Origin of the sequence: Streptomyces sp. NPDC006372, assembly GCF_040612515.1 — a bacterium.
In the GTDB taxonomy this organism is placed as follows: domain Bacteria; phylum Actinomycetota; class Actinomycetes; order Streptomycetales; family Streptomycetaceae; genus Streptomyces.
The window spans coordinates 1-20,491 of sequence record NZ_JBEXQJ010000020.1 but is presented as its reverse complement, the minus strand read 5'-3'; the positions used below and the strand labels follow the sequence as shown (position 1 = coordinate 20,491).

Here is a 20,491-nt window from a genome sequence, read left to right as displayed (position 1 = left end):
GGATCAGTGGGTGATTACTACGGCGAAGAGCAGCACCCGGTCCATCACGAGGCATCCCGGCGCGGCCGCGGTCGCGCTCGGCGCGGCAGTGGCGCTCCTGGCGGGCTGTTCCTCCGGCGGCACTTCCGAGGACCCCCTGAAGGGCGGCGGGGCGAAGGGCGACACCGTCGTCGTCGGCTCCAACAACTTCGCCGAGAGCATCCTGCTCGCCGACATCTACGGCGAGGCCCTCAAGGCCAAGGGCATCAAGGTCACCTACAAGCCCAACATCGGCAGCCGCGAGACCACCTACGGTCTGATGAAGAACGGCACCATCACCGTGCTGCCCGAGTACAACGGCTCCCTGCTCGCCTACCTCGACGCCAAGGCCAAGCCGAAGACGGTCGAGGAGACCACCACCGCGATCGACGGCAAGCTCGACTCCAAGCTGGAGCTGCTGAAGCCGTCGGCCGCGCAGAACAAGGACTCCGTGACGGTCAACGCCGAGACCGCGAAGAAGTACAAGCTCACCTCGGACTCCTCCATAGCCGACCTCAAGGACGCCGCCAAGGACCTGGTGTTCGGCGGCTCGCCCGAGTTCCAGACCCGGCACCAGGGCCTGGCGGGCCTGAAGTCGGTGTACGGGCTGGAGTTCAAGACCTTCAAGTCCCTCGACGCGGGCGGGCCGCTGACCCAGACGGCGCTGAAGAAGAACACGGTGCAGGCCGCGGACCTCTTCACCACCGACCCGACCATCGCCCGGGACAAGTTCGTCGTCCTGAAGGACCCGGAGAACCTCTTCGGCTTCCAGAACGTGCAGCCCCTGGTCCGCAAGGGCGAGCTGTCCAAGGAGGGCGCCGCGGCGCTCGACGCGGTCTCGGCCAAGCTCGACACCGCGGCGCTGCTCGACCTGGACACGCAGGTGCAGCTCGAGAAGAAGGACCCGCTGGACGTGGCCAAGGCCTGGCTGAAGTCGCAGGGGCTGGTCTGACCGTCCGGCCGACCCTCCGGCCCGGACGGCGACGCCCGTCCGGGCCGCACGACGTGCCGGCCCGAACTAACTCCCTAAGCCTGCACCGCCGACGCGATCAGCTGGTCGATCAGGGCGATCAGCACGTCACGGCACGACTCCCGGTCCCGGGCGTCGCACAGCAGCACCTTGACGTCCTGCGGTATCGCGAGCGCCTCCCGGATGTCCTCCGGCGGGTACGGGTGTTCGCCGTGAAAGCCGTTGACGCCCACGACGAACGGGATGTCCCGGCGCTCGAAGAAGTCGATCGCGGCGAAACTCGACTCGGGTCTGCGGACGTCGACCAGGACCACGGCACCCAGCGCACCGAGGGCCAGGTCGTTCCACATGAACCAGAAGCGCTGCTGTCCCGGCGTGCCGAACAGGTACAGCACCAGCTCCCGGCTGATGGTGATCCGGCCGAAGTCCAGGGCCACGGTGGTGGCCCGTTTCTCCTCGATGCCGTCGAGGTCGTCGACGCCCAGACCGGCCATGGTCAGGGGTTCCTCGGTACGCAGCGGGGCGATCTCGCTGACCGACCCGACCATGGTGGTCTTGCCGACGCCGAAGCCGCCGGCGACGAGGATCTTGACCGTGTCGGGTGCCGAGGACGCGTCGGTGGTGGAGTCAGAGCCGGCCAAGGCCGTCCCTCACTTTCTGCAGCAGGTCCAGGTCCGGGGTGGTGCGGGAAACGAGGCGCGGCGGGCGGACGGTGATGCGGCCCGCCTCCAGCAGGTCGCAGAGCAGGATGACGACCACGCTCACCGGGAGGTCGAGCCGGGCGGCCAGCTCCGCCACGGCCACCGGCTCGGCGCACAGCCGCAGGATCCGGGTGTGCTCGGGCTGGCACCGGACCGCCACCACAGGCTGCGGATCGACCGCGGTGACGGTCGCGATGAGCGTGAAGTCGGCGCGGCTGGGCCGGGTCCTGCCACCGGTCAGAGCGAACGGCCGTACGAGCCGGCCCGCCGAGTCGCCTCCGCCCACCTCACACGCCTGGGTCGACGACGGGACCGGCCATGCCCCGCGGTGCCGCGCTGAGGTGCTCGCCGATCTTCTTCACCAGCATGTTCATCTGGTACGCCACCACCCCCACGTCCGCGCCCGGCCCGGTGAGCACCACCAGGTGCGCGCCGGGACCGGCGGAGGTCAGGATCAGATAGCTGTTGGCCATCTCGATGAGCGCCTGGCGCACCGGACCGCCCCGGAAGTCCATGCTGACGCCCTTGCTGAGGCTCATCAGTCCGGACGCGGTCGCCGCGAGGCGCTCGGCGTCGTCGCGCAGGAACCCGGTGGACTTGCTCACCACCAGGCCGTCCTCGGAGAGCACCACGGCCTGGTTCACGTCGGCGACCCGCTCCACGAGTCCGGTCAGCAGCTGGTCGAGCTGGGTGTGCGTGGCGGGGATGGGGCCTGTCATTTGCGGTGTCCTTCGTCAGCGGTCGGCGGGCGGAGTCGGGGGGACGGGGGCGGCGATGGCCTGCCGGGGCGGTGCGGTCGAGGTCTCGTCGGACGGCGGCTCGGCGTCGCCGTCACGGGCCCGGAGCGTGCCGCGCTGGAAACCGGCCAGGGAGGAGGCGGCCGCTTCCGCGGTGAACTCGTCGAGGGAGCCGTCGTCGGGCCCGGGCTCCTCCCGCAGCTCCTCCACCAGGCTGGTCTGCGGCACCCGGCGGGGGAGCGGGGCGAGACCGTCACGGCGGGGCACGACCTCGCGGGCGGCGGTCCGGGCGGTGGCGGAGGCCGTGCGCGCCGCGACGAGGGGGCGGGGCTCGCGGGGGGATCCTGCGACGCGCTCGGTCCCCTGCGGGGCCTCGCCTCCGCGCGGCTCCTCGACGTCCTGGGACGCCGCGGCCCGCCCGGCGTCCGTGGCATCCCTCCCGTCCACCGGGGCCCGCCCGTCCTCCGGGACCTGTCCGCCCTCCGGGGGGCCGCCGCCCGTGCCCCTCGGCCCGGCCGTGGCCACCAGACCGTTCACGCCGGCTCCGCCGCCGGCGCCGCGCGCCCGGGACGTCCCGCCGTCCGGGACCTCCCGCACCACGATCTCGTGCGGGATCAGCACGATCGCCGTGGTCCCGCCGTACGGCGAGGACCGCAGGGTCGCCGTGATGCCGTGCCGGTGGGCCAGCTGGGCGATCACGAACATGCCGAGCCGCAGATCGTCGGCGAGCGCCACCACGTCGAACTGCGGGGGCACCGCCAGCTGTTCGTTGAAGGACGCGTAGTCCTCCTCCGACATGCCGAGGCCGCGGTCCTCGACCTCGACCGCCAGGCCCTTGGCCACCATCCCGGCACGCACCGTGACGGGGCTCGGGGCGGGGGAGTACGCGGTGGCGTTGTCGATGAGCTCGGCCAGCAGGTGGATGACGTCGGCCACCGCGGGCGGGGCGACGTACACCTCCTCCTCGGTGTGCACCTCCACCCGCTGGTACTCGGCGACCTCGCCGACAGCGCTGCGCAGGATGTCGATCAGCGCGACCGGCTCGGACCAGCTGCGGCCGGGCCGTTCGCCGCTGACGATGACGAGGTTCTCCTCGTAGCGGCGCAACTGGCTGGCCGTGGAGTCCAGTTCGTACAGGCCCTTGAGGATGTCGGGGTCGCTGTGCTCACGCTCCAGCGCGTCCAGCTTGCTGAGCTGGAGGTTGACCAGGTTCTGGCTCTGCCGGGCGATGCCCAGGATGATCTTCTGGAAGCCGCGCCGGGTGTCGGCGAGTTCCACCGCCGTGTGCACGGCGGTGCGCTGGGCGGTGTTGAACGCCCGGGCCACCTGGCCGAGTTCGTCGTGGCCGTAGTCCAGCTGTTTCGCCGCCGACTCCGGGTCGACGGTCTCGCCCCGCTCCAGCCGCGCCACCACGTCGGGCAGCCGCTCCTGCGCGAGGCTGACGGCGGCCCGGCGCAGGCCGTGCAGCCGCCGGGACAGCGAGCGGGTGATCCGCCAGGACATCCCGACGCACAGCAGCAGCGCGAGCAGGCCGCCGGCGCTCAGGAAGCCCGCCTTGATCAGCAGCCCGTCCGCCTTGTCGGCGCTGCGTTCCAGCAGTCCTGTCGTCTGCTGCTCGATCAGGGTCGCGTAGTGGTCGGAGAGTTCGTCCATGGCGGCGTTCCACCGCTTCTGCGCGTCCGGCAGGGCGATCCGGTCCGCTTCGGCGCTGGAGTTGCGGGCCGCCAGGACCTGGTCCTCGACGGCCTGCAGCGTGCGCCACTCGGGGCTCGCCAGGATCCGCTCGGTCCGCGCCTTGGCATCTCCGGTCAGTTGGGGCAGCACCTGGTCCTGGACCAGCCAGCGCCGGGTGTTCACCAGCTCGGCGAACTGCACCCAGGCCTTGTCGTCCAGATGCCCGGTCGGCCAGGCCAGGGTCAGTTGCGCGTCCTCCCGGGAGACCAGCTCCGCCGCGTGCTCCAGCGCGACCAGCGGGCCGGCCTGCGAGGTGAGGTCGCCGTCGTCGACCTGGGAGAGCTCCTGGAAGGCGTGGATCTGGTCGTCGATGATCGAGGAGTACTGGTCGAGCGCCTGCTGGGGGGTGATGTCGGTGGGGTTGTCCACCTGGTCCCGGTAGTACTCCAGGCTGCCCACCGAACCCAGCACCGAGTACAGCCGGTCCGAGACGCGGGAGGGCGCCTTCTCGATCGCGTCCGCCTGCCCGACCAGCTTCGCGACCGCCTTGTCGCTCTCCTCGCGTTGCGCGTCGAGCCTGGCCCGGGAGCCCTTGGGCGAGGCCAGCCAGGCCGCCGACAGGCTGCGTTCCCGCTGCAGTGCGAGTGTCGCGTCGGTGCCCATGGCGCCGGTCGACCGGCTCAGCTCCGTCTGGTCACGCAGCCGAAGCCCCTCCGAGAACATCTGGATCGTGGTCACGCCCCACATGGCGGCGAGGGTGACGCTCGGCACCAGGGCCAGAAGCACCAGGGAGAGGCGTATGGAACCGAGACGGCGCCGGGCACCTGTCCGTCGAGACATCGTCGTCCTAGGGCGATCAGCGGGGAGCGAGGAACGGGGAGGCGGAACGGTCGGGGAGCGCGGGGGACGGTCGCGGGGGTGCGGGGGACGATCGCGAGGGTGAGGGGATGCCGGGCGCGGCACATGGGATGTGCAGGATGTTATCCGTACAAGTGAACACAGGGACCGGGCCTGAACGAATCTTTGGCGACACCCTCACAGGAAGCGTCCGGTCACCGGGTTCCGGCGGCCGCGAACCGGGCCACAGCGGACACGTTCGACCGGGTCACGAAGGCCGGACCGGTGAGCACCGGCGAGGTCCCGCCGCCGCTGACGTTGCCGTTGGTCCGGTACAGCCACAGGGCGTCCACCGCGAGGTAGCCCTGGAGGTACGGCTGCTGGTCCACGGCGAACTGCACGTCACCGTCCTGGACCGCCTTCACCAGGTCCTTGTTGAGGTCGAAGGTGGCGATCTTGGCCCTGCTGCCGGCCTGTCTCACTGCCTTGACGGCGCTGAGCGCGTACTGGGCGCCGTTGGTGACCACCTCGTCGATGCTCGTGTCCTGCCGCAGCCGGGAGGCGATCGTGGCGTCCACCGCGTCCATGTCGCTGCCGTCCACGTACAGGTTGTCGGTGTCACCGTGGAAGGTCTTCTTCACGCCCGCGCAGCGGGCCTCCAGCGCCACGTTGCCGCGCTCGTGCACCACGCACAGGACGTGCTTGGCCTTCACCTCGTCCAGCTTGTCGCCGACCGCGCGGCCCGCGACGGACTCGTCCTGGCCGAAGTACTCCAGGAGCCCCGACGGCCGCCAGGCGTCGATGCCCGAGTTGAGCCCGACGACGGGGATGCCGGCCGCCTTGGCCTGGGCGATCGGCCCGCGCATCGCCGCCGGCTTGGCCAGGGTCACCGCGATGCCGTCGACCTTGTCGCGGACCGCGTCGCGCACCAGGTCGGCCTGTGCGGCCGGATCGGAGTCGCTGGCGTAGGTCAGGTCGACGCCGTCCTTGGCGGCCGCCGTCTCGGCGCCTCTGCGCACCAGGTCCCAGAAGGCGTCGCCCTTGCCGCCGTGCGTGACCATGGCGACCTTCATGCCGTCGCCCGGCCCGCCCGCCGCGTCCGCGCCCTGCCCGTCCCGGGCCGCGCCGAGGGCGGAGCAGCCGGCCACCAGCAGACACACGGCGGACGCCAGAGCGGCGACCCGGGCGAGTCTCGCTGTGGTGTGCGGTGGGGGAGGAGTGTTCATGGGGGGCGGACCTCGCTGTGCGGCCGAGCAAGAGCAGGGTGAGAGCACAGGCCTGGCCATGAACGTGCACGACCCGATGACTCTCGCTGGCCCGGAGCCAACCGTGTGTGACCACTGGTCGTCAAGTGAGCGGCCACATGCAGTGAGTTGCCGCCGCCGCATCGTGATGACCGTTCGGCCGGTCGAACGGCGTGCTCCCGGTCATGCCGTGCGCGCCCCCGTCCCGTACGTCGCCATGTCCTCGTTCCGGATGCGCTCACCTCGGCTTTCCGTACCGTCCGTGCGGTTCGGACGCCAGGGGGTGGCTGCCGACACCGCCCGGACGAAGTCGCGGAAAACGGCTTTCCGGGACTCCTCTGGGAGCCGCCTAGACTGGGGCGGCTCGCGGGACGACGGTGATGACGGCGACGACGGAAGGGCGGCACGGTGGCGGCAGCCGGCAGTGGCTTCGAGGACCCCTCCGCCGACGTGCTCGCCCAGGCGTCCGCGGCTTTCGGGCTGCTGGCCTCGCCCGCCCGGCTGCACATCGTGTGGGCGCTGGCCCAGGGCGAGAGCGACGTGACCGGGCTCGCGGAGCGGGTCGGCGGTGCGCTGCCCGCGGTCAGCCAGCACCTCACCAAGCTGAAGCTGGCCGGTCTGGTCCGCTCCCGCCGGGAGGGGCGCCGGCAGGTGTACTACTGGCGAGGGCACTGAAGGAGGAGGGCGCCGGAGAACCGGTCTCCGGAGATCCGGCGCCCGCCGGGTCGCCCGTCAGCCCGTCAGGACCGGCAGCGACCGATGGCCGTGGGAGATGAACGAGTCCACCGGCCGCAGCTCGTCCGACGGCACGGCGAGGGTGAGGCCGGGGAACCGCTCGAACAGGGCCGGCAGGGCCACGCGGGCCTCCAGCCGGCCGAGCGGGGCGCCCAGGCAGTGGTGGACGCCGTATCCGAAGGCCAGATGGTCCTTCGCGGCACGGGTGACGTCGAACCGGGCGGCGTCCGGGCCGTGCTGCTCCGGGTCGCGTCCGGCGGCGGCGTAGGAGGCGAGGATCGCCTCGCCCTTGCGGATCACCGCGCCGTCCGGGCCGCCCAGTTCGCCGAGCGGGAGGTCCTCGACGGCGTACCGCAGCGGCAGGCTGGCCACCGGTGCCTCGGCCCGCAGGGTCTCCTCGATCACGTCGTCCCAGGTGGCCCGCCCGTCACGGACGTGCGCGAGCTGGCCGGGGTGGGTGAGCAGCGCGTGGACGGCGTTGTCGAGCAGGTTGACCGTCGTCTCGTGGCCCGCGCTGATCACCAGCAGCAGCGTGTCGAGCAGCTCCTGTTCGCTCAGCCGGGTGCCGCTCTCCTCCTCGTGGGCCGCGATGAGCGCGGAGGTCAGGTCGTCGCCGGGTGACGCCCGTTTGACGGCGACGAGTTCACCGAGGACGGCGTAGAACCGGGCATACATGTCGGTGACTTCGGCCGCGTCGGCCGAGGTGTGGAAGACGCCGTCCACCACAGCGCGCAGTTCGGGCCCCAACTCTTCCGGCAGGCCGAGCAGTTCGCCGATGACCCGGATGGGCAGCGGATAGCAGAACTCCTCCCGCAGATCGACCGCGTGGCCGTCCGCGGCAGCGCCGGCCGCGGCCTTGGCGACCCGGTCGAGCAGCGACCCGGTGATCTCCTCGATCCGCGGCCGCAGCGCGGCGGTGCGGCGGGCGGTGAACGCCTTGGAGACGAGGGTGCGCAGCCGCTTGTGCTCGGTGCCGTAGGCCGTGAACATGCTCGTCACCGCGACCCAGGTGAACAGTGGCCAGTCCGGTGAGACCTCGCCGTCGATCCAGCGCTGCCAGTGCCGGCGCGGGTCCTTCGACACCCGCGGGTCGGTGAGCAGCCGCTTCAGCAGCGGGGTGCTGCTCACCGCCCAGGCCGGGACGCCGTGGGGGAGTTCGACGGGGGTGACGGGCCCGCGCTCGCGGATCCGGGTGGCCTCGCCGTGGATGTCGCTGCCGGTCGGGTCGATCACAATCGGGTGGGTGAACTCCATCGGACTCTCCCTGCGCTGGCGGTCGTTCGCGTGACGTGCCCGCACCTCTTGGGTGAGAGCGCGCCCCGTCCAGCCAAGTGGCCGCGGCGGTGCGACGCCAGGGGATGGCCGATCACTGGCTTGTTTCAGGCGGTCTGGCTTGCTTCGCGCTCCAGGGGCTGCGCCACCGCCCTCGCGGCCCGCGCCTCCTTCCTGCGCTTGCGCCGGCTGACCCGCGGCTCCTGGTCCGGGAGCCAGCCGAAGGTGAGGCAGCTGCCGACGACGCCCAGGAGCAGACCGACGAAGAAGCCGCCCAGGTTCGAGGTCATCCAACTGCCCAGGGAGACCAGCACCCCGATGACCGAGTAGAACAGGCGCTGGGCCGGGCTGAAGAGGATCAGCAATCCGCACAGCAGCATGACGGTGGGCAGCAGGTAGCCGGCCAGCCCTTGCATGCCGACGTGCAGGATGACGTCCAGCGACGCCTTCAGGGTGAGCAGCACCTCCGCCCCGCCCAGGGCGAGCAGCAGCCCGCCCCAGAACGGACGGCCGGCCCGCCACCGGCGGAAGGCGGGCCGGAACCTCCCGGGCGATGCGCCGGGCATCAGCACCCCTTCTCGCCGAAGCCCAGCGTCAGCCCCGGCAGCCTGAACACACCGGCCGTCGTGGCGTAGTTGGTCTGCCGCAGGTTCTTGATGCGCACCCGGTCGGACTGCTGGCTGAACACGCCGATCGGCCCCTTGCCGAGCTTGCCGGCCTTGTTGAGCTTGCTGGCGTCGTTGCCGATCTCGATGTTCTTGAACGCGGCGTCGCCGGACAGCTCCGTCGAGTCGGTCGTCAGGTCGGTGGCTCTGACCTTCTTGTCGCCGCCACCCGCCCTGATGATCAGGTTCGTGCCGCCCAGGTCCACGCTCTGGCACAGCTTGGTGAGCGTCGCGTCCTTGATCACCGACGTGACGACCAGCACCTGACCGCCGGTCTCACCGGCGTTCGGGCTGCCCTCGGCCATCTCGTCCAGGCCGCCGAACTGCGCGAAGCCCTTGCCGTTCAGATCGGTGGCGGTGACCGTGAACGGCATGCCGGAGATGGCGAACTGCACGCCCAGCGCCCCCTCGGCGGTCATGACCGCGAGTCCGGCGGCGACCAGGGTGGCCGGCACCGCCATCACCGCGGTCCGGCGCGCCCGGACCCGCCCGCGTCGCGCGGGGACATCACTGACGTCCGGCACGGCGGCGCCGTCCGGTCTTTCGGGGCTGTGCTCGGCGGAGGAGGTCATGTCTGCTCCAGGTGCATGTCGGTGCGGATCGGACTTCGGTGGCACGTTGCCCTGGCGCGGACACCGACCGCGTACGCACGTCTCCCCGCGACTCCCGGAGGTCGCAAGGGCTTTCTCGTTACGCCGCAGTAGCCGATTCGGAAGTTACCGGGGGTTACATGAAGGGTCAAGGGAAGTGTGAACAAAGAGTGTTGAATGTGCGCCGCATGTGAGTCACCACTGTCGGGGAAGGCTCAACCCGCGCACAACTCCCCTGCGAAGCCTTGACGTTGACTGACGAGTAGGTCTACAACTCTCCTCGTCCCACCGGATCCGTGGCGCCGGATCCGCCACGCGGCGCCGTCCGCGTGCCCCGGACCGCCCGTCTCGTACGGGAAATCCCGCCGCCCGGTGTGTCCACACGGGCTCTCCACCGCCCGAGTCCGACCCTCCACGGCCCCGGCACGGTCCCCTTTCCTGCACGACGTGCCACCAGCCACCCCCCACCCGGCCCGTCCGGAGCCGCGTCCCGTGCGGCCCTCCGGCCGGTGACCGGACTGCCGTTGCCGGCCCGTCACGTACGGAGAAGGCGTGACGGGCCGGCGGCGGCGGACGCGCACCCGCGTCCCCCCTCCCCTCGCTTCACAGAAAGAGGTACACCCGCATGCGTACGCGCACCCTCCTCACCCTCACCGCCGCCGTCGCCGCCCTGGGCCTCGCCACCCCCGCCTCGGCGGCCGACACCCCGGTCCTCACCGCGGGCGGCGCGGCCGTGGCGGTCGGGGACGTCCTCAACGCGTCCCTGGCGAGCGGCACCGCCGCCACCTTCTACTCCAGCGCCACCGGCACCAGTGGCATCTCGTGCACCTCGTCGGCGTTCTCCGCCACCGTCACCGGCAACCCCGCCGCCCCCGGCACCGCCACGGAGTCCCTGACCTCGCACACCTTCGACACCAGCGGCTGTACCGCCAACGTGGTCGGTGTGCTCGGCGTCAGCGGCATCACCGTCGACAACCTGCCCTACACCACCAGCGTCTCCTCCGACGGCACCGTCGCCGTGACCCCGGCCGCGGGCTCCACCGTCCAGTCCACGGTCAAGCTGCGCACCCTGCTCGGCACCATCAACTGCGTCTACCAGGCGCCCGGCCTGACCGGCAAGGCGAACAACGCCGACCACAGCATCTCCTTCACCAACCAGCAGTTCACGAAGGTGTCCGGCTCGTCGCTGTGCTTCGCCAACGCCTTCTTCACCGCCAAGTACGCCCCGGTGACCGCGAACGGTGTCGCCGTCGACGTGAACTAGCAGCCGAGTGGCGTCGGTTCAGCGCCGACGCAGCCGTGCCGCCAGGGCGGCGCCGCCGGTGAGCACCAGCACCGCAGCGGCGCCGCCCGCCAGCATGGGCGTGGACGGGCCCGAGGAGGGCTCGGCGGTGGAGGCCGCCGGGGTGGCGTCCCCCGCCCCTCCCCGCTGCTGATCCGCCTTCTGCTCCGTCTCCTCCTCCACCCCCTTCTGGGGCTCCTTCTGGGTCTCCTTCCGGGGCTCCTTCTGGGTCTCCTTTTTCTCCCCCTCCGGGAACACCACGTCCGAGCACGAGTAGTACGTGTCCGGCGTACTGCTGTTCTGCCAGACCGTGTACAGCACATGCCGCCCGGTCCGGTCGGACGGCAGGGTCGCCTCGAGGCGGTACGCGCCGTCCGTCAGCGCCGGGTCCGTCACCTCGGCGAACGGCTTCTCGGGCAGGTCGGACCAGGACAGCGGTCCGGTCGGGTCGTAGCCGGGCTTCGTCAGGTACATCCGGAACGTGCCGGTGTGCGGGATCGTCGAGACGTACCGCATGGTCAGCGTCGCGCCGGGCGTGACACGGGTCGCGGGCCAGTCCGCGCGGGCGAGGTCGAGCCCCTTGTAAGCGGGCAGTCCACCGCTGCACAGCTTCCCGTCGGGCACGACCTGCCGGTCCCGGCCGTTCACGTTCGCCACCCGCAGGTTGTCCCACGCCGTGAAGGGCCCGCCGTTCGCGGCGACGGCCGCGCGGCACGCCGCCGAGCCGGCGTCGTCGCCGCCCTCGGGGGAGCAGGCCACCACCCGGCTCAGCGGATCGGTCGGCGCACCGTGCGCCCGCGCCGGTGCCGCCGTCCAGAGCGGCAGCAGCAGCGGGGTGACAAGGGCGGCCGCGAGTGCGGTGCGGTGTGTGGTCGTTCGGAGCATCCGTCTGCATCTCCTCGGCCGGGCGGGAGCGGTCGGAAGTGCAGTACGGGAAAGCGGCCCGGCGCGTTCACCGCGCCGAGACCCGTTCGAAAGCGGGCCAATCACGGCCAACTGGCCGCCATACAGGGTTGTTTTCCAGCCGGATCGAGGGTTTCCCCCGTATCCCGAAGACCTTCACCTTGCCTATCGTTCGAGCACAGCTGACCCACAGGTAACCCCGAACGGTCCGCTCCCCACACGCCTGGCCGGCCATCGCGTCGCTTGTCGAACCACCCCCCTCCGCTTCGACGACGAAGCGCGTCCACCGCCGCTCCGCGCTCAGCCCGGAGCCCGGTTTCGAAAGAGGCAACGACCGTGCGTACCTCCCCAGAGCTCAGACGGAAGCTGATATCCGTCGCCGTCGTCTCCGCCGCCCTGCTGACCGCCGCCCCCGCCACGGTCGCCGTGGCCCAGGAGGCCGCCCCCGGCCGGGCCGCCGCGGTCCCGGCCGACCGGACCGAGGCCGCCCCCGGCACCCCGGCCGAGCGGCTCATCGTCGGCTACAAGTCCGGCGCCTCCGAGGCCAGGTCGAACAAGGCCGCGGCCGCCGACGCCGAGGCCAAGGCCGAGAAGACCGGCGAGGACGTCGACTTCCAGCGCCGTCTCGGCACCGGCGCGGCCCTCGTCGAGCTGGGCGCGAACCCCACCCGGGCGGACGTCGCCGACGTCGTCGCCCAGTACCAGGCCGACCCGCAGGTCGCCTACGTCGTCCCGGACCGCCTGAACAAGCCGACGGCCGTCACCCCGAACGACACCGAGTACAGCAAACAGTGGGACCTCTTCGAGTCCACCGCCGGCATGAACGTCCCCGCCGCCTGGGACACCACCACCGGCACCGGCGTCACCGTCGCCGTCATCGACACCGGCTACGTGACCCACTCCGACCTGGCCGCGAACATCGTCGGCGGCTACGACTTCATCTCCGACACCGCCGTCTCCGTCGACGGCAACGGCCGTGACAGCAACCCGGCCGACCCGGGCGACTGGTACAACGACAACGAGTGCGGCCAGGGCATCCCGGCCTCCACCTCCTCCTGGCACGGCACGCACGTGGCCGGCACCATCGCCGCCGCCACCAACAACGGCAAGGGCGTCGCCGGCATCGCGTACGGCGCGAAGATCTCCCCGGTCCGCGTCCTCGGCAAGTGCGGTGGCTACGACTCCGACATCATCGACGCCATCACCTGGGCCTCCGGCGGCACCGTCTCCGGCGTGCCCGCCAACACCAACGTCGCCAAGGTCATCAACATGAGCCTCGGCGGCGGCGGTGCCTGCTCCACCGCCACCCAGAGCGCCATCAACGGCGCCGTGAACCGCGGCACCACGGTCGTCGTCGCGGCCGGCAACGAGAACCAGAACGTCTCGAACGCCTCCCCGGCCAACTGCAACAACGTCATCGCGGTGGCCGCGACCAACCGTGCCGGCAGCCGGGCCTCGTACTCCAACTACGGTTCGCTGGTCGACATCGCCGCCCCCGGCGGTGAGACCCGCACCTCCACCGCCAACGGCATCCTCTCCACCCTGAACTCCGGCTCCAAGACGCCGTCGAGCGAGAACTACGCCTACTACCAGGGCACGAGCATGGCGACCCCGCACGTCGCGGGCCTCGCCGCGCTGGTGAAGTCGGCCAACTCCGCCCTCACGCCGGCCCAGATCGAGTCGGCCATCAAGGCCAACGCCCGTGCGCTGCCCGGCACCTGCTCCGGCGGTTGCGGCGCCGGCCTCGCGGACGCCGCCAGGACGGTCCAGGCCGTCAAGGGCGGTACGTCCACCGGCACCACCTTCTCCAGCACCACGGCCGTGGCCATCCCGGACAACGGCGCGGCCGTCGAGTCGCCGATCAGCGTCACCGGCCGCAGCGGCAACGCCCCGTCGGCCCTCCAGGTGGGGGTCGACATCACCCACACCTACCGCGGCGACCTGGTCATCGACCTGATCGCGCCGGACGGTTCGGCGTACCGGCTGAAGTCCGCCGCCTCGGACTCCGCCGACGACGTGAAGACCACGTACACGGTGAACGCCTCGAGCGAGAGCGCGGGCGGCACCTGGAAGCTGCGCGTCCAGGACACCGCGGCGCAGGACACGGGCACGCTGAACAGCTGGAAGCTGACCTTCTGATCCCGGCACGGGAACGCTGAACGGATCCAGCCACGAGCGGGCGGGCCGGCAGGTGCGGATGGGGCACCTGCCGGCCCGCCTTTACGTCTGGCCGCACAACCCCCACAGTTAGATACCGAACGCGCTGTTTTCTTTCACCGGTTGCGTTTGTTTTGCCGGATGTGCACCCGCACTCCGGCACACTGGTGTGATGAGCGCCGTCTCAGGGTGAGTTATCGTGTACGGGGGGTAAAAACAAACGGCATGACCCGTTCATTTCCGTCCCGGGAGAGATCAGTCGATGGTGAGGCAGTTGCGAGCCGAGCAGACCCGCTCGACGATCATCACGGCCGCCGCTGACCTGTTCGACCGTCGCGGCTACGAATCAACCAGTCTCAGCGACATCGTGGAACACGCCTCGGTCACCAAGGGTGCCCTGTACTTCCACTTCGCGGCGAAGGAGGATCTCGCCCACGCGATCCTCGAACTCCAGTCGCACACCGCCCGCCGGCTGGCGAAGGAGACCGACAACCGCGGTCACACCTCCCTCGAGGCGCTGATGCGCCTCACGTTCGGCATCACCCGCATGTCCGTCGAGGACCCCGTCCTGCGGGCCGGTCTGCGGCTCGCCACCGGAGGGATCCGGCCCCGCCCGCCGCTCAGCCACCCGTTCACGGAATGGCTGGACATCGTCACGGCCCGGCTCGTCGGCGCGGTCAAGGAGGCCGACGTCCACCCGGACATCGACATCGACGTGGTGGCCCACTCCCTGGTCTGCTTCTTCGTCGGCACCCGGGTCGTCGGCCGCTCCCGCGAGCCCGTCGCCCGCCAGCCGCGCAGGACGGCCGAGATGTGGAACATACTCATCCGCGGCCTGGTCCCGGTGACCCGCCGCGCCCGCTACCTGAGTCTCGCGGCCCGCCTGGAACGGGAACTCGCGCCGGTCTGAAGCATCCGTCCGGGACCGGAGATCCGCGCGCTACGGTGAGCCGTATGCCCGACACCCCGTCCGCACCCGTCCTCCTCGGCAACCAGCCGGGCTCCTTCCCGCACAGCGTGCTGGCCGAACGGCACCCCGCGATCATCCGGCAGGTGCGTGAGGCCTTCCCGTACGAACCCGGGCAGCACCGCGCGCTCGACGAACTGCTGACGAACTGCACCAAGGGCGAGATCGAACCGCTCCCCGCCGACGCGCACGACCGGGACCTCTGGGACGCCTGGGGGATGCGCGAGTACGCCGGCCGGTCCTGGTTCGACGTGCCGTGGCTCTGGTCCGAGAGCTGGTTCTACCGCCGACTGCTCCAGGCCGTCGGCTACTTCGGCCCCGGCCCCTGGCAGGGCATCGACCCCTTCCGCCCCTTCAAACTCGCCGAACTCGACTCCCGGGAGACCGACGAGGAACTGGCCGCACTCGACGACCTCGCGCACCGGCCCGCCGGCGAACAGGCGCAGGCCCTCCTGCACGGCTCCCTCTGGGGCAACCGCGCCGACCTCGGCTTCCGGCTCTCCGCCGAGGGCGCACGGGCCGCGGACGCCGCGCCGGGCCTGGTCGCCGACGACAGCGAGGCGCTCTGGTCGCTCCTCGACGCCCAGGGACCGGACGCCGGCAACGGCACGCTCTGCCTGGTCGCCGACAACGCCGGCCGTGAACTCGTCCCCGATCTGCTCCTCATCGCCCACCTCCTGGCCGGCGGCCGCATCGCACGGGCGGTCCTGCACGTCAAGCCCTACCCCTACTACGTCTCCGACGCCACCACCGCCGACGTCGTCGACGCCCTGCGCCGCCTCACCGGCGCCGGGGGAGCCGCCGCCGCGTACGGGCGCCGGCTGTGGTCCGCCCTGGCCGACGGCCGTCTCGTCCTGCGCGCCCAACCCTTCTCCAGCGCCCCGCTGCCGTACGAGGAGATGCCCGGGGACCTGCGCGCCGAGTTCGCCGCGGCCACGCTCACGATCGTCAAGGGCGACCTCAACTACCGCCGCCTCGTGGGCGACCGGCTGTGGGCCCCGACGACTCCGTTCCCGGACGTCACGGCCTACTTCCCCGGCCCGGTCGCCGCCCTGCGCACCCTGAAGTCCGATGTGATCACCGGCCTCGACAGCCGTACGGAGACCGAACTGGTGGCTGCGGAGGGCGAGCGCTGGCGCACCGGCGGCACACACGCGCTGATCCAGGTGAGGATCCCCGAGTAGCGGACGCGAAGTCGCAGAAGCCGGGGGTGAGTCACGCGATGGTGTGATCATGTCCCACGCCGTGGATGCGGTGACGGGGCGCCGGGTAGGGCCCGGCCATGACGCAGCCGTTCGAACTCCCGCACTTCTACCTGCCGCACCCCGCGCGCCTGAACCCCCACGTCGACGAGGCCCGGGCCCACTCGACGGACTGGGCGCGCGAGATGGGCATGCTGGAGGGGTCCGGCGTCTGGGAGCAGACCGACCTCGACGCGCACGACTACGGCCTGCTGTGCGCCTACACCCACCCCGACTGCGACGGCCCCGCCCTCTCCCTCATCACCGACTGGTACGTGTGGGTCTTCTTCTTCGACGACCACTTCCTGGAGATGTACAAGCGCAGCCAGGACCGTGTCGCCGGCAAGGCCCACCTGGACCGGCTGCCCCTGTTCATGCCGCTGGACCTCTCGACCCCCGTACCGGAACCGGAGAACCCGGTGGAGGCGGGCCTCGCCGACCTGTGGGCGCGTACGGTGCCGAAGATGTCCGAGGACTGGCGCCGCCGCTTCGCCGTGGCGACCGAGCATCTGCTCAACGAGTCCATGTGGGAGCTGTCCAACATCAACGAGGGGCGGATCGCCAACCCCGTCGAGTACATCGAGATGCGCCGCAAGGTGGGCGGCGCGCCCTGGTCGGCCGGGCTCGTGGAGTACGCGACCGCCGAAGTGCCCGCGTCCGTCGCCCGGTCCAGGCCGCTGCGGGTGCTGATGGAGACGTTCTCCGACGCCGTGCACCTGCGCAACGACCTGTTCTCCTACCAGCGGGAGGTGGAGGACGAGGGCGAGAACAGCAACGGCGTGCTCGTCCTGGAGACCTTCTTCGGCTGCACCACGCAGGAGGCCGCCGACACCGTCAACGACGTCCTCACCTCCCGCCTCCACCAGTTCGAGCACACGGCCTTCACCGAAGTGCCCGCGGTGGCCCTGGAGCAGGGCCTCACCCCGGGCGAGGTGGCGGCCGTGGCGGCGTACACCAAGGGACTCCAGGACTGGCAGTCCGGCGGTCACGAGTGGCATCTGCGCTCCAGCCGCTACATGAACGAGAACGCCGCGCGCGGCGGCGGCCCGTGGCCGGGATGCACCGGCATCGGCACCTCCGCGGCCGATGTCCGCACCCTGCTCGCGACGGCGGGTGCGGAGCGGCTGCGCTCCTACACGCATGTGCCGTACCAGAAGGTCGGCCCGGCGCGAATCCCCGACATCCGCATGCCGTTCCCGCTGGAGCTCAGCCCGCACCTGGACGACGCCCGCCGGAGTCTGCGCGCCTGGGCGGACCGGACGGGCCTCCTCGCCGAGGGCGTCTGGGACCAGGACAAACTCAGGGCCTACGACCTCGCGCTCTGTGCGGCGGGCCTCGATCCGGACGCCACGCCCGAGGCCCTCGACCTCAGTGCCCAGTGGCTCGCCTGGGGCACCTACGGCGACGACTACTACCCGCTGGTCCACGGCCGCCGCCGCGACCTGGTCGCCGCCCGGCTGGCCACGGCACGCCTGTCCGACTGCATGCCGGTCACCGGTGAGGAGCCACCGGTCCCGGCCGACGCCATGGAGCGCGGCCTCGTCGACCTGTGGTCGCGCACCACCGCGGGGATGACGCCCGAGGAACGGCGCACCCTGAAGGCCTCGGTCGACGCCATGACCGAGAGCTGGGTGTGGGAGCTGTCCAACCAGTTCCAGAACCGCGTTCCCGACCCGATCGACTACCTGGAGATGCGCCGCGCGACCTTCGGCTCCGACCTCACCCTGAGCCTGTGCCGGATGGGCCACGGCCCGGCCGTCCCGCCCGAGCTCTACCGCAGCGGCCCGGTCCGCTCCCTGGAGAACGCCGCGATCGACTTCGCGTGCCTGCTCAACGACGTCTTCTCGTACCAGAAGGAGATCGAGTACGAGGGCGAGATCCACAACGCCATCCTCGTGGTCCAGTCCTTCTTCGGCTGCGACTACCCGGCCGCCCTCGGCGTCGTGCACGACCTGATGAGTCAGCGCATGCGCCAGTTCGAGCATGTCGTGGAACACGAACTGCCGGTCCTGTACGACGACGTCCAGCTCTCGGACGAGGGACGAGCCGTCATGGGGGAGTACGTGACGGACCTGCGGAACTGGCTGGCGGGCATCCTGAACTGGCATCAGAACGTCGACCGTTACAAGGACGAGTGGCTCGCCCGGCGTGCCCACGGCTTCCTCCCGGACCGGCCACCCGCCGTGCCCGTGCCCGCTCTTCGCTGAGACGGCGCTTTCCAGTCAGATCGATCCGGAACGGGACATCGAGGAACCCCCGGCGGCGCTCCGGGGGTCTTCCTCAGTGAGGGGAACAGACAAGCACCAACACGGGGGTTTCACCTTGACCGACATCATCGACAAGCCGGCCGACGTCACCGAGAAGACCGAGCAGGCACCCGCACTGGCCGAACTCACGCCGTACGTCGCACAGTTGCCCGTCCCGCCCGTCCTGCGTCCCGCCTCCGGGGACGTCCTGCGCGAGACCGAGATCGCCCTGCGCCCTACCTGGGTGCGCCTGCACCCGCAGCTCCCGCCGACCTTGATGTGGGGCTACGACGGACAGGTCCCGGGCCCGACCATCGAGGTCCGGCGCGGGCAGCGTGTCCGCATCGCCTGGACCAACCGCATCCCCGAGGACGGCGAGTACCCGGTGACCTCCGTCGAGGTGAAGCTGCGCCGGGACGGCCGCCCGCAGGCCAGTACCGAACCGGGACGTGAGGGCGTCGAGCCGAACAAGGACGTGGCGGCCCTGCCCGCCTGGTCCGTGACCCACCTGCACGGCGCACAGACGGGCGGCGGCAACGACGGCTGGGCCGACAACGCGGTCGCCTTCGGCGACGCGCAGCTCTCCGAGTACCCGAACGACCACCAGGCCGTGCAGTGGTGGTACCACGACCACGCCATGAACATCACCCGGTGGAACGTGATGGCGGGCCTGTACGGCACCTACCTCGTCCGGGACGACGAGGAGGACGCCCTCCGGCTGCCGAGCGGTGAGCGGGAGATCCCGTTGCTGCTCGCCGACCGCAACCTCGACACCGACGAGGACGGCCGTCTGAACGGCCGGCTCCTGCACAAGACAGTCATCGTGCAGGACCAGAACCCGGAGACGGGCAAGCCGGTCTCCATCCCGTTCACCGGCCCGTACACCACGGTCAACGGCCGTATCTGGCCGTACACCGGCGTCGACGCGGGCTGGTACCGGTTCCGGCTGGTCAACGCCTCCAACGCGCGCATCTACGACCTCGTCCTCGTCGACGAGGAGAACAACCCGGTCCCCGGTGTCCTCCACCAGATCGGCAGCGACGGCGGGTTGCTGCCGCGCCCCGTCCCGGTCGACTTCGGGGAGACCCTGCCGGCACTGACCGCCGCGCCGGCCGAGCGTTTCGACCTGCTGGCCGACTTCCGGGGGCTCGAGGGCCGGACGCTGCGCCTGGTCAACAAGGGCCGCAACCAGCCGCCCGGAGTGCCGGACCCGGCGGGTGACGTGCCGTACCCGGCCGTCATGGAGTTCCGGGTCGGTGAGACCTGCGAGCCGGACACCTTCGAGTTGCCCACGGTGCTCTCCGGCTCCTTCCGCCGCCTCACCCACGACATCGGGCACGGCCATCGCCTGGTCGTCCTCACCCCGCCCGCCACCAAGGGCGCCGGCGGCCACCCCGAGATCTGGGAGATGGCCGAGGTCGAGCACCCGGGCGACATCCAGGTCCCCACGGACGGCGTCATCCAGGTCACCGGGCCGGACGGCAGGACCCGGACGTACCGGCGTACGGCACGGACGTTCAACGACGCCCTCGGCTTCACCCTCGCCGAGGGCAGCCACGAGCAGTGGAGCTTCCTCAACCTCGCGCCGATCGTCCACCCCATGCACATTCACCTGGCCGACTTCCAGCTGCTGGGCCGTGACGCGTACGACGTGTCGGGCTTCGACCCGGCGGTGGGCGGCACGCGCACGCCGATCCGCCACGACGCGGGCACGGCCCTGCCGCTCGCCCCCAACGAGCGCGGCTGGAAGGACGTCTTCCGGGTGCCCGGGAACCAGATGCTGCGCGTCATGGGGAAGTTCGACGGCGCGCACGGCCGGTTCATGTACCACTGCCATCTGCTGGAGCACGAGGACATGGGCATGATGCGGCCCTTCGTCGTGATGCCGTCCCAGGTGCTGAAGTTCGACCACGGCGGTGCCCACGGCGGTCACGGGGAGGGCCACACGGGCTGACGCGCCAGGCCCCCACAGGCACCGTTCAGTCTCACTCGTTCGTGGCTCGTGATGCGCCGATGTGCCGGGTAGAGCAACTGCCGTGATCGTTCCGCGTCCGCCGGAGACGATCCGCACATCCGGAGGGGAGCCATGGAACAGACCGCGTTGCGACCCAAACCCATGCCGGGTCAGGAGCCCGACGGGGCGGCGCCGCCCACCGGGCCGCGGGCTACTGACTCAGCTATGGCTGAGTGCAGTGCGAATTGATTGTCCGCGTAACGGCGGGATTTGGCGGCTACAATCGTAGGGTTGCCTC

The 20,491-nt window shown here is 71.1% G+C and carries 16 protein-coding genes and 1 pseudogene; 8 read left to right on the top strand and 9 right to left on the bottom strand.

All coding sequences use genetic code 11. The features are described 5' to 3' along the window. The first annotated feature begins 13 nt into the window (after positions 1-13). Positions 14-970 carry an ABC transporter substrate-binding protein gene (locus tag ABZ016_RS26115; protein WP_356919224.1) on the top strand — a complete coding sequence of 319 codons (957 nt, stop codon included), beginning with the start codon at positions 14-16 and terminating at the stop codon, positions 968-970. A gap of 74 nt (positions 971-1,044) precedes the next feature. On the opposite strand, the gene ABZ016_RS26110 is transcribed toward ABZ016_RS26115, so the two are convergent. From ABZ016_RS26110 to ABZ016_RS26090, 5 genes are all read right to left on the bottom strand, one after another. After that, complete coding sequence (locus ABZ016_RS26110; RefSeq protein WP_356919121.1) at positions 1,045-1,629, bottom strand: ATP/GTP-binding protein; 585 nt, start codon at positions 1,627-1,629, stop codon at positions 1,045-1,047. Next, on the bottom strand, positions 1,616-1,975 hold the full coding sequence (locus ABZ016_RS26105) for a DUF742 domain-containing protein (protein ID WP_356919120.1): 360 nt from the start codon (positions 1,973-1,975) through the stop codon (positions 1,616-1,618). Before ABZ016_RS26105 ends, ABZ016_RS26110 begins: the two co-directional genes overlap by 14 nt. A 1-nt stretch (position 1,976) precedes the next feature. Then, the gene (locus ABZ016_RS26100; RefSeq protein ID WP_356919119.1) at positions 1,977-2,408 is read right to left on the bottom strand and encodes a roadblock/LC7 domain-containing protein; all 432 of its coding nucleotides are present in this window, start codon (positions 2,406-2,408) and stop codon (positions 1,977-1,979) included. Positions 2,409-2,423: 15 nt separating this feature from the next. Next, on the bottom strand, positions 2,424-4,940 hold the full coding sequence (locus ABZ016_RS26095; protein WP_356919118.1) for a nitrate- and nitrite sensing domain-containing protein: 2,517 nt from the start codon (positions 4,938-4,940) through the stop codon (positions 2,424-2,426). A 212-nt stretch (positions 4,941-5,152) separates the two neighbouring features. Continuing rightward, positions 5,153-6,163 carry a substrate-binding domain-containing protein gene (locus tag ABZ016_RS26090; RefSeq protein ID WP_356919117.1) on the bottom strand — a complete coding sequence of 337 codons (1,011 nt, stop codon included), beginning with the start codon at positions 6,161-6,163 and terminating at the stop codon, positions 5,153-5,155. A gap of 426 nt (positions 6,164-6,589) precedes the next feature. Here ABZ016_RS26090 and ABZ016_RS26085 point away from each other — a divergent pair. Further along, a pseudogene (locus ABZ016_RS26085) lies at positions 6,590-6,838 on the top strand (metalloregulator ArsR/SmtB family transcription factor); the annotation flags it as partial. Between the two features lie 75 nt (positions 6,839-6,913). Here the strand turns inward: ABZ016_RS26085 and ABZ016_RS26080 are convergent. From ABZ016_RS26080 to ABZ016_RS26070, 3 genes are all read right to left on the bottom strand, one after another. After that, complete coding sequence (locus ABZ016_RS26080; protein WP_356919116.1) at positions 6,914-8,170, bottom strand: cytochrome P450; 1,257 nt, start codon at positions 8,168-8,170, stop codon at positions 6,914-6,916. Between the two features lie 125 nt (positions 8,171-8,295). Beyond that, on the bottom strand, positions 8,296-8,754 hold the full coding sequence (locus ABZ016_RS26075) for a DUF6114 domain-containing protein (protein WP_356919115.1): 459 nt from the start codon (positions 8,752-8,754) through the stop codon (positions 8,296-8,298). Further along, positions 8,754-9,425: a DUF6230 family protein gene (locus ABZ016_RS26070; protein WP_356919114.1), complete on the bottom strand. Its 672-nt coding sequence runs from the start codon at positions 9,423-9,425 to the stop codon at positions 8,754-8,756. Before ABZ016_RS26070 ends, ABZ016_RS26075 begins: the two co-directional genes overlap by 1 nt. A gap of 643 nt (positions 9,426-10,068) precedes the next feature. On the opposite strand from ABZ016_RS26070, the gene ABZ016_RS26065 reads away from it, so the two are divergent. After that, positions 10,069-10,707, top strand: coding sequence for a Tat pathway signal sequence domain protein (locus ABZ016_RS26065; protein WP_356919113.1), 639 nt, complete (start codon positions 10,069-10,071; stop codon positions 10,705-10,707). A gap of 18 nt (positions 10,708-10,725) precedes the next feature. On the opposite strand, the gene ABZ016_RS26060 is transcribed toward ABZ016_RS26065, so the two are convergent. After that, positions 10,726-11,610 carry a lytic polysaccharide monooxygenase gene (locus tag ABZ016_RS26060; protein ID WP_356919112.1) on the bottom strand — a complete coding sequence of 295 codons (885 nt, stop codon included), beginning with the start codon at positions 11,608-11,610 and terminating at the stop codon, positions 10,726-10,728. Between the two features lie 354 nt (positions 11,611-11,964). Here ABZ016_RS26060 and ABZ016_RS26055 point away from each other — a divergent pair, with 354 nt between their 5' ends. The 5 genes from ABZ016_RS26055 to phsA all read left to right on the top strand — a co-directional run bounded on the left by ABZ016_RS26055 (position 11,965) and on the right by phsA (position 20,193). Beyond that, positions 11,965-13,767 (top strand): S8 family serine peptidase, encoded by a 1,803-nt coding sequence (locus tag ABZ016_RS26055; RefSeq protein WP_356919111.1) that lies wholly within the window; start codon positions 11,965-11,967, stop codon positions 13,765-13,767. A 280-nt stretch (positions 13,768-14,047) separates the two neighbouring features. Then, positions 14,048-14,695 (top strand): ScbR family autoregulator-binding transcription factor, encoded by a 648-nt coding sequence (locus ABZ016_RS26050; RefSeq protein ID WP_356919110.1) that lies wholly within the window; start codon positions 14,048-14,050, stop codon positions 14,693-14,695. A gap of 44 nt (positions 14,696-14,739) precedes the next feature. Continuing rightward, entirely contained in the window at positions 14,740-15,936 is a 1,197-nt protein-coding gene (locus ABZ016_RS26045) for a damage-control phosphatase ARMT1 family protein (RefSeq protein ID WP_356919109.1), read from the top strand. Positions 15,937-16,034: 98 nt separating this feature from the next. Further along, on the top strand, positions 16,035-18,200 hold the full coding sequence (cyc2, locus tag ABZ016_RS26040) for a germacradienol/geosmin synthase Cyc2 (protein WP_356919108.1): 2,166 nt from the start codon (positions 16,035-16,037) through the stop codon (positions 18,198-18,200). 124 nt (positions 18,201-18,324) lie between these two features. Continuing rightward, the gene (gene phsA, locus ABZ016_RS26035; RefSeq protein WP_356919223.1) at positions 18,325-20,193 is read left to right on the top strand and encodes an O-aminophenol oxidase PhsA; all 1,869 of its coding nucleotides are present in this window, start codon (positions 18,325-18,327) and stop codon (positions 20,191-20,193) included. Positions 20,194-20,491 lie beyond the last annotated feature (298 nt).